This window comes from Pseudosulfitobacter sp. SM2401 (assembly GCF_042932805.1).
Classification (GTDB): domain Bacteria; phylum Pseudomonadota; class Alphaproteobacteria; order Rhodobacterales; family Rhodobacteraceae; genus Ascidiaceihabitans.
Genome location: NZ_CP170633.1, coordinates 3,839,437 through 3,853,344, shown reverse-complemented (window position 1 = coordinate 3,853,344; position 13,908 = coordinate 3,839,437). Strand labels below are relative to the sequence as shown.

At 57.0% G+C, this 13,908-nt stretch carries 14 protein-coding genes; 8 read left to right on the top strand and 6 right to left on the bottom strand.

What is annotated here, in order from left to right; genetic code table 11:
• Positions 1 to 38 precede the first annotated feature (38 nt).
• Positions 39 to 1,367 (bottom strand): mechanosensitive ion channel domain-containing protein, encoded by a 1,329-nt coding sequence (locus tag ACFIO0_RS18900; RefSeq protein ID WP_390911948.1) that lies wholly within the window; start codon positions 1,365 to 1,367, stop codon positions 39 to 41.
• Between the two features lie 278 nt (positions 1,368 to 1,645).
• On the opposite strand from ACFIO0_RS18900, the gene leuC reads away from it, so the two are divergent.
• The 6 genes from leuC to ACFIO0_RS18870 all read left to right on the top strand — a co-directional run bounded on the left by leuC (position 1,646) and on the right by ACFIO0_RS18870 (position 7,753).
• The gene (leuC, locus tag ACFIO0_RS18895; RefSeq protein WP_390911947.1) at positions 1,646 to 3,052 is read left to right on the top strand and encodes a 3-isopropylmalate dehydratase large subunit; all 1,407 of its coding nucleotides are present in this window, start codon (positions 1,646 to 1,648) and stop codon (positions 3,050 to 3,052) included.
• Positions 3,052 to 3,657 (top strand): 3-isopropylmalate dehydratase small subunit, encoded by a 606-nt coding sequence (gene leuD / locus ACFIO0_RS18890; RefSeq protein ID WP_390911946.1) that lies wholly within the window; start codon positions 3,052 to 3,054, stop codon positions 3,655 to 3,657. Before leuC ends, leuD begins: the two co-directional genes overlap by 1 nt.
• A gap of 381 nt (positions 3,658 to 4,038) precedes the next feature.
• A complete protein-coding gene (locus tag ACFIO0_RS18885; RefSeq protein ID WP_390911945.1) occupies positions 4,039 to 4,887 on the top strand; it encodes a hypothetical protein in 849 nt (282 codons plus the stop codon).
• Positions 4,872 to 5,882, top strand: a complete 1,011-nt coding sequence (locus ACFIO0_RS18880; protein ID WP_390915368.1) for an endonuclease/exonuclease/phosphatase family protein — start codon at positions 4,872 to 4,874, stop codon at positions 5,880 to 5,882. Before ACFIO0_RS18885 ends, ACFIO0_RS18880 begins: the two co-directional genes overlap by 16 nt.
• Positions 5,883 to 5,946: 64 nt before the next feature.
• Complete coding sequence (gene leuB, locus ACFIO0_RS18875; RefSeq protein ID WP_390911944.1) at positions 5,947 to 7,050, top strand: 3-isopropylmalate dehydrogenase; 1,104 nt, start codon at positions 5,947 to 5,949, stop codon at positions 7,048 to 7,050.
• Positions 7,051 to 7,120: 70 nt separating this feature from the next.
• Positions 7,121 to 7,753 carry a methyl-accepting chemotaxis protein gene (locus ACFIO0_RS18870; protein WP_390911943.1) on the top strand — a complete coding sequence of 211 codons (633 nt, stop codon included), beginning with the start codon at positions 7,121 to 7,123 and terminating at the stop codon, positions 7,751 to 7,753.
• Here ACFIO0_RS18870 and pcaG read toward each other — a convergent pair.
• From pcaG to ACFIO0_RS18845, 5 genes are read right to left on the bottom strand one after another with little or no spacing between them, the layout of a single operon-like run.
• Positions 7,750 to 8,361: a protocatechuate 3,4-dioxygenase subunit alpha gene (pcaG, locus tag ACFIO0_RS18865; protein ID WP_390911942.1), complete on the bottom strand. Its 612-nt coding sequence runs from the start codon at positions 8,359 to 8,361 to the stop codon at positions 7,750 to 7,752. The genes ACFIO0_RS18870 and pcaG overlap by 4 nt on opposite strands.
• On the bottom strand, positions 8,361 to 9,092 hold the full coding sequence (pcaH, locus tag ACFIO0_RS18860) for a protocatechuate 3,4-dioxygenase subunit beta (RefSeq protein ID WP_390911941.1): 732 nt from the start codon (positions 9,090 to 9,092) through the stop codon (positions 8,361 to 8,363). The genes pcaG and pcaH overlap by 1 nt, the downstream gene beginning before the upstream one ends.
• Positions 9,082 to 9,468 (bottom strand): 4-carboxymuconolactone decarboxylase, encoded by a 387-nt coding sequence (pcaC, locus tag ACFIO0_RS18855; RefSeq protein ID WP_390911940.1) that lies wholly within the window; start codon positions 9,466 to 9,468, stop codon positions 9,082 to 9,084. The genes pcaH and pcaC overlap by 11 nt, the downstream gene beginning before the upstream one ends.
• A gap of 19 nt (positions 9,469 to 9,487) precedes the next feature.
• The gene (gene pobA / locus ACFIO0_RS18850; RefSeq protein WP_390911939.1) at positions 9,488 to 10,657 is read right to left on the bottom strand and encodes a 4-hydroxybenzoate 3-monooxygenase; all 1,170 of its coding nucleotides are present in this window, start codon (positions 10,655 to 10,657) and stop codon (positions 9,488 to 9,490) included.
• Positions 10,658 to 10,713: 56 nt separating this feature from the next.
• Entirely contained in the window at positions 10,714 to 11,148 is a 435-nt protein-coding gene (locus tag ACFIO0_RS18845) for a MarR family transcriptional regulator (RefSeq protein WP_390911938.1), read from the bottom strand.
• Positions 11,149 to 11,220: 72 nt separating this feature from the next.
• Between ACFIO0_RS18845 and hmgA the strand changes: the two genes are divergently transcribed.
• Both hmgA and fahA read left to right on the top strand, forming a co-directional pair.
• Positions 11,221 to 12,582 (top strand): homogentisate 1,2-dioxygenase, encoded by a 1,362-nt coding sequence (gene hmgA / locus ACFIO0_RS18840; protein WP_390911937.1) that lies wholly within the window; start codon positions 11,221 to 11,223, stop codon positions 12,580 to 12,582.
• A gap of 51 nt (positions 12,583 to 12,633) precedes the next feature.
• Complete coding sequence (fahA, locus tag ACFIO0_RS18835; RefSeq protein ID WP_390911936.1) at positions 12,634 to 13,887, top strand: fumarylacetoacetase; 1,254 nt, start codon at positions 12,634 to 12,636, stop codon at positions 13,885 to 13,887.
• Positions 13,888 to 13,908 lie beyond the last annotated feature (21 nt).

Genomic DNA, 13,908 nt, shown 5'->3' with positions numbered 1-13,908 from the left:
CCGTTACGGCTGTTTAGGTAAGTCCGCGAGGGGCCAAATCAATCAAAATTTTGCGCCCCGTCCTTTAGCATCGTCACTTCGCGCTGCGGGAACGGGATCGAGATGTTGTTGTCTTTGAACGCGTCCCAAAGCGCGAGGTACACGCCGCCGCGAATGTTGGTCAGCCCGCCGGTCGGGTCTTTGATCCAGAAGCGCAGGATGTAGTCGACCGAACTGTCCCCAAAACCCACGATGTGGCAGACGGGCCGTTTGGGGTAATCCAGCACACGGTCCACGGTTGTGGCCGCGTTGATCGCAAGTTCGCGCACTTGGTGCGGATCGTCGGCGTAGGCGGTTCCGAAAAAGATATCGAGCCGCACGTAGTCGTTGGAATGCGACCAGTTCACCACTTGGTTGGTGATCAAATCTTCGTTCGGGATCAGGTATTCTTTGCCGTCGCGCGTGACCACGGAGGCATAGCGCGCGCCCAGCGTTTGGATCCAGCCAAAGGTTTCACCAAGGCTGATCACGTCCCCCGGTTTGATCGACTTATCCAGCAAAATGATGACACCAGACACCAGATTCGAGATCACCTTTTGCAGACCAAACCCAAGGCCAACACCGATGGCACCGGTCAGGATCGCAAGGCCCGACAAGTCAATCCCGACCGAATTGATGCCCACAAAGAACGCGACCCCGTACAGGAATATCTGCACGCCTTTGACGGCCAGAACCTGCATCGACGGGCTGATTTCTTCGTTGCGCCGGATCGTGGTCGCAGTTGTCGTCGACACCAACCGCGCAATCGTGAACAGCACGCCAATCAGCACCACAGCAGAAATCAGGGTCAGGACCGACACCCGGAAATCACCCAACTCTATGCTGAGCCCGTCCAGAAACCCTGCGACCGCATCCGAGACATTCAGGTAGTAGAGCGTGGCGTAGATCCACAGCCCCCAACTGACCAAACGGCGCAGGAATTTGTTGCGCACAAAGCGGGTGGCAAAGCTGATCAGCAGCCATGAAATCGCCAGCGTGCCGGCCAAGCCGATCAGGTAGGATCGCGACGGCCACGTCACATTTTGCATCACCGCCCACGTGCCCCACGCAAAGGCCGAGAACCAGATCAGCCCAAGCCGTTTGCGCACTTGGACAATCATGCGCAGCTGCCACGTCTTCCAGCCTTCGCGCCCGCGCACCCAGTTTTGCAGCACCTTGCCCGACACGTGATGCAAGCAATAGGCCAGCGCAATCAGCCCCAGGATGATCAGCATTTGATACAACCGCCAGCCCGGCACCGTCAGGGACACGGCGAAATTCATCGCAGCCACCCAGAGCCCCTCAAGGGTTTGGATCATATTCATGCCGGTTTCTTGCTGCTGTTCCATCAGGGCCCCTTTGGCGTGAATCTTTGCATGCGCCCAGGTCAACTGACAAGCAACATCCCCCGTCAATGACGATGTGTTAACCACGCCACCCCTTGCGAGGCAGGGATTTGCCCTATAATCACACTGGCATGAAACGCCTGTTTGATATGGATGACCGTGCCCGTTTGCGCGAACGCTTTTTCGGAGCGACCCATTCGGTGTTGGCCAACCTATCTGGCCTCTGACCACTCATTCGCCGAACAAAATCCACCAACACAAAATGTAAGGGAGAGGACCTCATGTCCCCCAAAACGCTGTATGATAAAATCTGGGATGCCCACCTCGCGCACGAAGCCGACGATGGCACCTGCTTGCTGTATATCGACCGCCACTTGGTGCACGAAGTAACGTCGCCGCAAGCGTTCGAAGGCTTGCGTATGACGGGCCGCACCGTGCGCGCACCTGACAAAACAATCGCTGTGCCAGATCACAACGTGCCGACCACGCTGGACCGCGCTGACGCGACAACCATGACCGAAGACAGCCGCATCCAAGTCGCAGCGCTGGACAAGAACGCCAAGGATTTTGGCATTCACTATTATCCTGTGTCCGACGTGCGCCAAGGCATCGTGCATATTGTTGGCCCTGAACAGGGTTGGACCTTGCCCGGCATGACAGTTGTGTGCGGCGATTCACACACCGCGACCCACGGCGCGTTTGGTGCGCTGGCCCACGGCATCGGCACGTCCGAAGTGGAACACGTTCTGGCCACGCAAACGCTGATCCAGAAGAAATCGAAAAACATGAAGGTCGAGATCACCGGCAAGCTTGCCCTAGGTGTGACCGCCAAAGACATCACCATGGCTGTTATCGGCAAAACCGGCACGGCGGGTGGCACAGGCTACGTGATCGAATATTGCGGCGAAGCGATCCGCGATCTGTCGATGGAAGGTCGCATGACCGTCTGCAACATGGCGATTGAGGGCGGCGCACGCGCTGGTCTGATCGCGCCGGATCAGAAAACCTACGACTATTGCATGGGCCGCCCGCACGCGCCAAAAGGTGCCCAGTGGGAAGCAGCACTTACGTGGTGGAAAACGCTGTTCTCGGACGACGACGCAGCGTGGGATGAAATCCTGATCATCAAAGGCGAAGACATCGCGCCACTGGTCACGTGGGGCACTTCGCCCGAAGACGTACTGCCGATCACCGCATTGGTTCCGGCCGCCGACAGTTTCACCGGCGGTAAAGTCGACGCTGCACAACGCGCACTAGACTACATGGGTTTGACCGCAGGCCAGCGTTTGGCCGACGTCGAAATCGACACGGTGTTCATCGGGTCTTGCACCAACGGTCGCATCGAAGATTTGCGCGCCGCTGCTGAAATCCTGAAAGGCAAAAAGGTCAAAGACGGCATCCGCGCGATGATCGTTCCGGGATCTGGCCTGGTCCGCGCCCAAGCCGAAGAAGAAGGTTTGGCCGACATTTTCAAAGACGCCGGTTTTGAGTGGCGCCTTGCGGGCTGTTCCATGTGTCTGGCGATGAACCCCGATCAATTGGCACCGGGCGAACGCTGTGCGGCCACGTCAAACCGCAACTTTGAAGGCCGTCAGGGCCGTGGCGGTCGCACGCATTTGATGTCTCCGGGCATGGCAGCGGCTGCGGCGATCACAGGCAAACTTACTGACGTTCGGGAGATGATGTAATGCAAAAATTCGATACACTCACGGGCATCGCAGCCCCCATGCCGCTGATCAACATCGACACCGACATGATCATTCCAAAGCAGTTCTTGAAAACGATCAAGCGCTCTGGCCTTGGGGTGAACCTGTTTGACGAGATGCGCTATGACGATGACCGCGCTGAAATCCCGACATTCGTGTTGAACCAAGACGCCTACCGCGAGGCACAGATCATCGTAGCCGGCGACAACTTTGGTTGCGGGTCATCACGTGAACACGCGCCTTGGGCGATCGCCGACTTTGGCATCACTTGCGTCATGGCCCCCAGCTTTGCCGACATCTTTTACAACAACTGTTTCAAGAACGGCATCCTGCCCATCGCCCTGCCCCAAGAGCAAATCGATGTGCTGATGAAAGACGCGGAAAAAGGCGCAAACGCGCGCATGACCGTCGATCTTGAGGCGCAAACCGTCACCACGTCAGACGGCGACGTGTTCAACTTTGAAGTCGACGCGTTCAAAAAGCACTGCTTGATGCAGGGTCTGGACGACATTGGTTTGACCATGGAAAAGGTCAAATCCATCGACGCGTTTGAGGAAACAGTCGGGGCCCAGCGCCCTTGGGTCTGAGCAAACCGAACCATTGAGACATTGAAAAGGACAGCCATCTGCGCTGTCCTTTTTGCTTTGCGATCAACTGGATGCATTTCACGCACCCTGAAATTTGCCTTAAACGCGCCACACCCATAGGTTGTTAATTGTGGTGCGCTTGGTTCCAGACACTAGATGCGGTGCTGTGCCATCATCTCGCCTTGGAAATGATGCAAGAAGGCACCACAGGTGACATCAAACCGCCCAAAGCATTGCGTCATGTTAACCACGGCTTGAGCGTCTGTTCGAAACAAGGCACAATTGGGGCGAGAATGAGGCAGCCCCCGTTATTCGGAGGGCATCAAGTTGGGACAAGTTTGCGGCATGTATCGCATCTGGCCAGTTTGAAGGGATCGAGAATTGATGACACGTATCACAGGCGCCGCTGCGCGTGGACTATTGGTGGCTTTGCTATTGGCAACGCCCGCATTGGTGTTGCCCGATGTGGCCGACGACAGTTCGCAAATCGTGCTGGTCATGGCTATGTTGGCCGCCTTCCTGACCTTTGCAGAATATAACGCCAAATCCCCCAGCATCGTAGAATTCCGCGACGCATCGCCGTTCAACCGCCTGCGCTTTGTCGCGCTGTTTGGCTGCGTTCTGGTCCTAAGCCTGATCTGCAAGGGCCGCACGGACCCCACGGATGTCACCAACGCGCTGACCTCGATTGGACAGATCATCGGCAATGCCATCGACTTTCCGTTTTCACCCGTGCGCATGATCGTGCTGATGTTGCCTGCGGACACTGATGACGCGATGATTTCAGCGGTACGCACCTCGGCGGGCCTCGCCTACCTTGTGTCATTGGTCACGATGACCGCGTTTTTATTCCTTGTCCGCGTCATGAACTGGCCAGCCCGCCAAGGCGCGTTCAACGTCTGGATCAACCTGCCAATGTTCGACCCCACAGCGGGCGGCGACGTTCTGTACCGCTTGCGCCGTGATGCGCGTGTGAACATCGCGCTTGGGTTCTTGTTGCCCTTTGCGATCCCTGCGATGGTCAAAGCGGCCGCTGATCTGATAGACCCGATCACATTAGACAACCCGCAAACCTTGATCTGGACAATAAGCGCATGGGCCTTCCTTCCTGCCAGCATTCTGATGCGCGGCATTGCGATGGGCAAAATCGCAGACATGATCGAAGAGAAACGCCGCCGCACCTATGCGAACGCGACCACGGCAGAAGACGGCTCATTCCAAATCGCATAGCCCTTGCACTGCTGATCTGTGCGGGCGGCCCTGCGTGGGCTGACACCGTTCGCATCGCCACCTACAACACCGAGTTGTCGCGCAAAGGACCCGGCATTCTGCTGCGTGACATTGCGCGCGGCAAGGATGATCAGATCGCCGCCGTGCAAGACGTGATCCGCGCCAAAAGCCCCGACATTCTGGTGATCCAGGGGTTTGATTACGATCTGACCGGCGCGGCTTTGTCCGCCTTTGCTGCATCGCTGAACTATCCCCACCATTTTGCGCTGCTGCCCAACACGGGCATGGCGACGGGGCTGGACATGGACGGCAACGGGCGTCTGGGCGAGGCGCGAGATGCCCAAGGGTATGGCACATTTTCCGGCGCTGATGGCATGGCGGTCTTGTCGCGCTACCGGGTGATCACGGATCAGGTTCAGGATTTTTCCGCCCTGCTGTGGCAGGATTTCCCGAACGCGTTGCTGCCACAAATCAACGGCGAACCGTTCCCCAGTGCCGAGGCCCAAGCCGCCCAGCGCCTGTCAACCACAGGCCATTGGATCGTGCCGATTGATGCGCCGGGCGGGGTGATCAACGTCATGGCCTTTCACGCAAGCCCGCCGGTTTTTGACGGTCCAGAGGATCGCAACGGCAAACGCAATCACGACGAACTGATGCTGTGGGTGCAGGTTTTGGACGGGCAGCTAGGCACGCTGAACGGTGATTTTGTGATCGCGGGTGACGCCAATCTGGACCCTGTCGATGGCGAAGGCATAAAGCGCGCGATCCGCACGCTGCTGGACCATCCGCGCCTACAAGACCCGACGCCGAACAACCCCGACACCGTTGACTGGACCGATCCTGTGCCCGGCGACCTGCGGGTGGATTACGTGCTGCCCGGTGCCGATCTGAAAATAACCGACAGCGGCGTCTATTGGCCCTCGGGTGGCGACGCGCTGGAAACCGTCAAGACGGCCTCGCGCCATCGTCTGGTTTGGGTCGATATCACGCGCTAATCTTGACCACGCCCACCCTACAGGCTAGGCCCCGTTCAACCCTATTTTCAACGGAGCCAACACCATGTCCAACCCTTCATTGCTAATCCTCGCCGGCGACGGCATCGGCCCAGAGGTCATGGACCAAGTCAAACGCGTCATCACGTGGTACGGCGACAAGCGTGATTTGCACATCGACGTGTCAGAAGACCTCGTTGGCGGCGCTGCCTACGACGCGCACGGCACGCCGTTGCACGACGACACGATGGCGCGCGCCCAAGAGGTAGACGCGGTTTTGCTTGGTGCTGTTGGTGGCCCGAAATACGACGATCTGGATTTCTCGGTCAAACCGGAACGCGGCCTGCTGCGTCTGCGCAAAGAGATGGATTTGTTCGCGAACTTGCGCCCCGCCCAGTGCTTTGACGCGCTGGCAGATTTCTCGTCGCTAAAGAAAGAATTGGTCGCGGGTCTGGATATTTTAATCGTGCGCGAACTGACGTCGGGCGTCTATTTCGGCGAACCGCGCGGCATCCACATCGAGGACAACATGCGCGTCGGTGTGAACACCCAGCGCTACACTGAGGCCGAGATTGAACGCGGCGCACGGGCTGCCTTTGAAATGGCGATGAAGCGCGACAAGAAATTGTGCTCGATGGAAAAAGCCAACGTCATGGAAAGCGGCATTTTGTGGCGCGATGTCGTGACCGAAGTGCACGCGGATTACCCCGAGGTCGCGCTGTCGCACATGTACGCCGACAACGGCGCGATGCAACTGGTGCGCGCGCCAAAACAATTCGACGTGATCTACACCGACAACCTGTTCGGCGATATTCTGTCAGATTGCGCGGCGATGTTGACCGGATCATTAGGCATGTTGCCATCCGCGTCGCTGGGCGTTCCGATGGCCAATGGTCGCCCAAAGGCGATGTACGAACCGGTACACGGATCCGCCCCTGACATCACCGGTCAAGGCAAGGCAAACCCGATCGCCTGCACCCTAAGCTTTGCGATGGCCCTGCGCTATTCCTACGACCAAGGCGACGAGGCCACGCGCCTCGAAGACGCCATCGAAAAAGTGCTCGCCGACGGTGTGCGCACAGCGGATTTGATGGGCCCTGACGGCGGCACGCCAGTGTCCACATCTGAAATGGGCGACGCGATTCTAGCCGCGCTCGACGCCAGCTTATAATTCCACCCGTTAAGGTTTGGTAAGCGGTTAACCCTTAGTGTGAGCGTCAGTAGAATTGAGGCTCACACATATGGCGCAGGCGTTTGACTGGCGAAACGATCCGATTGTTCAGATTGAACAGCAAGTGGAACATGTCGTGCCATTGTGCGCGATGTGGCTGACGGATTTGGCACTGGATTCTGGGGCGGATTATGCCGCTCTGCACGCCGAACTGATCACCCATCTTGAGCAAGCAGAAACCTGCTTTTACGATGCTGGCACAACGATGTTTGCGCCGATGAATGTGAAAACACCCAAAGAAATCGCAAGCCTGTGTGCCCGAACTGCGGGCGTTCTGGGCAAGTTCTCGCAGCAAGTTACGTCGCTAGGTGATCACCCTGAAAAGGCGGATGTTACCGCCCTGAACGCGCAGTTGCGGACAGAAATACGTCCGGCAATCCAGTCTGCTCTCAATGGTTTGCGCGCGACGTTTATCGGCGCGATTGTGCAGCGCCAGACACTACAAAAGAAACAAGCGACACTTGCCATCAAACAAGTGCGCGAGATCAGCAAAAAGATCTTTTTCATCTCGATCAACGCATCAGTCGAAGCCGCACGCGTGGGCGACGCTGGCAAAGGGTTTTCGATGATCAGTCAGGAAATCCGATCCCTGTCACAAACAGCCAAAGCCGCCGTTGACGATCTATCGAACGCCACGGACTAGATGTCGAAGAACACCGTTTCGTTGTCCCCCTGAAGGCAGACATCAAAGCGGTAAACCACTTGGCCGTCCCGTTCTGATCGCTTGGCCAGTAGGGTCGCGCGCCGCTTTTCCCATTCGATCAAGTTGATCACGGGGTCTGCGGCGTTTGCTGCCACCTCATCCTCAAAATAGATGCGCGTGTTCAGGCCAACATTGATGCCGCGCGCGACGATCCACAGGTTGATGTGGGGGGCTTGGACGCTGCCGGATCGTCCGGCAACGGAACCCGGTTTGACCGTATCAAACGCCCATTCACCTGTGTCAAAATCTGTAATGACGCGGCCAAAACCGCGAAACCCATCCTCAACGTCACCCGCGCTTTCGGGGTGCGCATAAACGCCAGCAGCGTTGGCTTGCCATGCCTCTAACAGCACGTCTTTGACGGGGGAGCCGATGCCGTCAATCACGAGACCCTCAACGCGAATGCGTTCGCCAGCCGCGTTTGGCCCAGCGATATCACCGCCCAATTCTTGGTCGTAGATGTCAAAACCTGCAGCCCCCGGCGCAAGACCAATGTGCACAAATGGGCCCGCTGTTTGGGATGGGGTTTCTTTCAAATAATCTGACATCAGTTCCCCTCCAGACGGTTTTCAAACAGGGTCGAGCGACGCCCACGCAGAACGATGTCGAATTTGTAGGCGATTGTATCCAGAGGGATCGTAGCGTTCATATCCAGTTTCGCCGTCAGCTGTTCGACGGCTGCGGGATCAGGCAAAGTCTTGACGATCGGGCATTTCGCAATCAGCGGATCGCCCTCAAAATAGAGCTGGGTGATCAGGCGTTGAGCAAAGGCGGTGCCAAAAACCGACAAGTGAATGTGCGCGGGGCGCCAGCTGTTCACCCAGTTGCGCCAAGGGTAGGCCCCGGGCTTAACCGTGCGGAAATAATAATACCCGTCCGCGTCCGTGATCGTGCGTCCACAGCCGCCAAAGTTCGGATCAATCGGGGCCAGATACATGTCTTTCTTGTGCCGATAACGCCCGCCTGCATTCGCTTGCCATGCCTCGACCAGAGTGTCCGGAACAGGGCGCGCATTTTCATCCAGAACGCGGCCGTGGATGATGATCCGCTCACCAATCGCGCTTTGCCCATCAGCGGCATAGTTGTGCAACATGTCCTTATCCAGCGGATCGATGTCGCTGTGCCCAAACCGCGGACCGGTGATTTCGCTAACCGTATTCTCAAGCGAAATCAGCGAGTATTTAGGTGATCGCGCCACGCTGGTTTTATAACCGGTGGTCAAAGCGGGCGGATGCCATTCACGGTCACGCTGATAAAATTCTGCGGGGCTAAGCGTCATCTGATTGCTCCATCTCGGCGTAGGTTTGGTTGGCCAGTTTCAGCGCGTGATTGGCACGCGGCACACCTGCGTAAATCGCGACGTGTTGAAACGCTTCGAGCACGTCCTGTTTGCTGGCACCGGTGCGGGCGGTTGCGCGAATGTGCATCGGGATTTCGTCAAAATTACCAAGGGCGGCAAGCAAGGCTAGAGTCAACATGGAGCGTTCGCGTGTGCCGATCCCGTCGCTGGCCCAGACCGTGCCCCACGCGCCTTCCGTGATCAGGGTTTGAAATTGCGCGTCAAAGTCGGACTTTTTGGCCTCTGCTGCATCCACATGCGCATCGCCCAAAACTGCGCGGCGCACCTTCATACCTTGGTCATAACGATCGGTCATTGTCGTCTCCTTTTGCCCGTCAGTAGGGCAACCCAACGTAGTTTTGCGCCAGTACAGCCTGCGCGTTCGCGTTGTCCTTTAGGAATGCAACTTCGGCTTGCTGCATTTTAAAGTCAAAGTCTGATTGTCCGGGAAAGCGGTGCAACAGGCTGGTCATCCACCAGCTGAACCGTTCTGCTTTCCAAACGCGTGCGAGGGCTTTGGCCGAATACCCGTCGATGCCTGCCTGATCGCCGTTGTCGTAAAATTTGATCAACGCTTGGGACAAATAATGCACGTCGCTGGCTGCTGTGTTCAACCCCTTGGCACCTGTTGGCGGCACGATGTGCGCGGCGTCACCGCACAAGAACAACCGCCCCCATTTCATCGGCTCACTGACAAATGATCGCAACGGCGCGATTGATTTTTCGATCGACGGACCCGTGATCAGATTGTCTGCGTGCTCTTCTGGAATACGCCGTTTTAGGGCATCCCAGAATGCCGCGTCGCTCCAGTTTTCGACCTTATCACTGAGGTCGCATTGCACGTAATACCGGCTGAGGTTCGCGTTGCGCATCGAACACAAAGCAAACCCGATATCGGAGCTGGCGTAGATCAATTCGTCGTGCACCGGTGGTGTTTCGGACAGGATGCCGAGCCAGCCAAAGGGGTATACTTTTTCATATTCGCGGCGCGTTTCGGCGGGAATTGTCTGGCGTGACACCCCGTGAAATCCATCGCAGCCCGCCACGTAATCGCAATCCAACCGCTGTTCAGATCCGTCGACGGTGTAGGTCACGTAAGGCGCGTCGGTGTCCGCATCATTGATCTGGACCCCCTCGACGTCAAAGACAATTTTGCCGTTCATCGCCTCGCGTGCGGCGTATAAATCGCGGGTCACTTCGGTCTGGCCATAGACCATCACGGTGGCGTCGACGTGGTCGCTGAAATTGATCCCGATCTGATCATCGCCGTAAGAAATCACCGTGCCGTGGTGGATGATGCCCTCTTTGTCCATCCGCTCTGCGACACCCGCCGCACGCATCTGATTGACCAAGCCGATCTCAAGAACGCCCGCCCGAATGCGACCCAAAACATAGTCCTTGGTCTTGCGTTCCAGCACGACCGTATCAATGCCTTGCAGGTGCAAAAGCTGGCTCAGAAGCAAGCCGGATGGCCCGCCGCCGATAATCGCGACCTGTGTTCTCATGTGGATCTCCCCTTGGGGGCAAGGTGCGTTATCGGACAAGGGAAGTAAATCAACACTTAGAGGCTCGCGATGCGGATAAGGCAGCGGCGTAAAACCTCTGCTTCTTCGGGTGTGAAGTCCGCGACCATTTTGCGATCAAACCTCTGGGCCGCTTGCGACAGATCCGCATAAGCAACCTGCCCCGCGCGGGTCAGCCCCAGCGTTTCGTGACGGCGATCTTTTTCCTGCTGCTCACGCGTTAAAAACCGCTTGTCCTGCAGGGCAGCGACGGCGCGACTGACTTTGGTTTTATGCAATCGCGCACGGTCGCAGATTTCCTTGGCCGTCATGCTACCGTAACGCCCAAGGTGAAACAGCACCCGCCATTCGGTCCGCAGCATTCCGTATTTGGTTTTGTAAAAATACTGGAATTCAACGCTGGTTTGCTCGGCCGCTTGCGCAAGCAGATAGGGCAAAAAGTCTTTGAGATCGAAAGATTCAGATTTGGACATTCGTTCTGTGTAAGGCTTGTTAGTTACAAAAACAACTAATATATGAGGACTTGAGTTTTGAAAGGACATGCCATGACCAAGGATGCCGCCCCTCACCGGATGCAAAGTGCTGAGACCCCCGTTGGCACACACGCAGGCTACATGCCCGGTTTTGGCAATGATTTTGAAACCGAAGCGTTACTGGGGGCCCTGCCCCAAGGCATGAATTCACCGCAAAAAGTGAATTACGGTTTGTACGGCGAACAGCTGTCTGGCACGGCCTTCACCGCCCCAAGCCATCAAAACGAACGCACGTGGTGCTACCGTATTCGCCCATCGGTCAAACACACGCACCGCTTTGCCAAGATCGATTTGCCGTACTGGAAATCGGCGCCACACGTCGATCCTGACGTCGTTTCGCTTGGGCAATACCGGTGGGATCCAGTGCCCCACGGCGCGGAAAAGCTAACCTGGCTGACGGGCATGCGCACCATGACGACGGCCGGTGACGTGAACACCCAAGTCGGCATGGCGAGCCACATTTATCTGGTGACAGAATCGATGGTGGATGAGTATTTTTACTCTGCCGATTCTGAACTGCTGGTGGTACCCCAAGAAGGCCGCTTGCGCTTTTTCACAGAACTAGGCGTGATTGATCTGGAACCCCAAGAAATCGCGATCCTGCCGCGCGGGCTGGTTTACCGCGTCGAGGTTCTAGAAGGCCCCTGTCGCGGATTTGTCTGCGAAAACTACGGTCAAAAATTCGAACTGCCCGGACGTGGCCCAATCGGCGCAAACTGCATGGCAAACCGCCGTGATTTCAAAACGCCGGTGGCAGCGTATGAGGATCGCGAAGTGCCCTCGATCGTGACTGTCAAATGGGCCGGCCAGTTCCATGAAACCAAGATCGGGCAATCGCCTCTGGACGTGGTCGCGTGGCACGGCAATTACGCGCCGGTGAAATACGATTTACGTACTTACTGCCCGGTTGGGTCGATCCTGTTTGACCATCCCGACCCGTCGATCTTTACCGTTCTCACAGCCGCTTCGGGGGTCGAGGGCACCGCAAACATCGATTTCGTGCTGTTCCGCGAACGCTGGATGGTGGCCGAGGATACGTTCCGCCCACCGTGGTACCACAAGAATGTGATGTCTGAATTGATGGGCAACATCTTTGGCATTTACGACGCCAAACCAAAGGGATTCATCCCCGGCGGCATGAGCCTGCACAACATGATGCTGCCCCACGGACCGGATAAAAATGCGTTCGAGGGCGCGTCGAATGCGGACCTTGTGGCCGAGAAACTGGACAACACGATGTCCTTCATGTTCGAGACCCGCTTTCCCCAACACCTGACCGCCTTTGCCGCAAATGAGGCCCCGCTGCAGGATGACTACATCGATTGCTGGACCTCGCTTGAAAAGAAATTCGACGGGACACCCGGCAAGAAATAACCGATGGTGGATCGAGATCCACCTTACTCGCATCATAATTTAGGACACCACATGCCACTGATGAAAAGCTGGGTCACCTCAGCAAATTCCGACACGACGCCCTTTCCGCTGAACAACCTGCCGTACGGCGTGTTTTCGATTGGTGATTCCGATCCTCGCTGTGGTGTTGCGATTGGTGATATGATCCTTGATATGGCCGCTGTCGAAGAGGCTGGATTGATTGGCATCGACGAGGACGACGCCTTTGATCTGCCGTTCTGGAATGACGTGATGGAGCTGGGACCAGACGTTTGGGCGACCCTGCGCGCGCGCCTGACAGAGCTGCTCGCTGAGGGATCCGCGGATCAAGCCTTGGTCGAACCGCACCTGGTGAAGCTGGCTGACGTTCAATTGCACATGCCGCTGTTGGTGTCCGAATACACCGACTTTTACGCAGGCCGTCAGCATGCGGCGAACATGGGCGCGATCCTGCGTGGGTCCCCTGATTTGCCTGCCAACTGGCTGCACATTCCGATCGGCTACAACGGGCGCGCATCGTCGGTTGTTGTCTCTGGCACAGATCTACACCGCCCGAATGGGCAGACCAAAGCGCCAGACGCAGAGATGCCTAGTTTTGGCCCGACCAAACGTTTGGATATCGAACTGGAAATGGGCGCAATCGTCGGCACACCGTCCAAGCTAGGTCAGCCGATCACCGTCGATGAAGCCGACAAAATGATCTTTGGTTACGTGCTGCTGAACGACTGGTCGGCACGCGACATTCAAGGGTGGGAATACCAACCGCTCGGCCCATTCCAAGGCAAAGCGTTCGGCACGTCTATCTCGCCTTGGATCGTGACAGCCGCCGCGCTAGAGCCATTCCGCGCGCCGACGCCAGCACGTGAAAAAGAACTACTGCCCTACCTCAACGGCACCGTTGACGGTCTGTACGACATTGAACTTGAGGTACTTATGCAGCCAAACGGTGCCGACCACGCAACGGCCCTCACCAAAACCAACTACAACCGGATGTATTATTCTGCAGCCGAACAACTGTGCCACCACGCCATCGGCGGCTGCGCGATGAACGCAGGCGATTTGCTAGGTTCAGGCACGATCTCTGGCCCCGAAAAATCCGAATACGGATCCCTGATGGAAGTCAGCTGGGCAGGCCGCGAACCCTTCACGCTGGACACAGGCGAGACACGCACCTTCATTGAGGACGGCGACACTCTGACCTTGCGCGGCGCGGCAATTGGCGACGGTTACCAAATCGGCTTTGGCGATTGCACAGGCACAATCCTCCCGGCAGTCAAACATCCCTGATTTGTTCTGATCAAAAATACT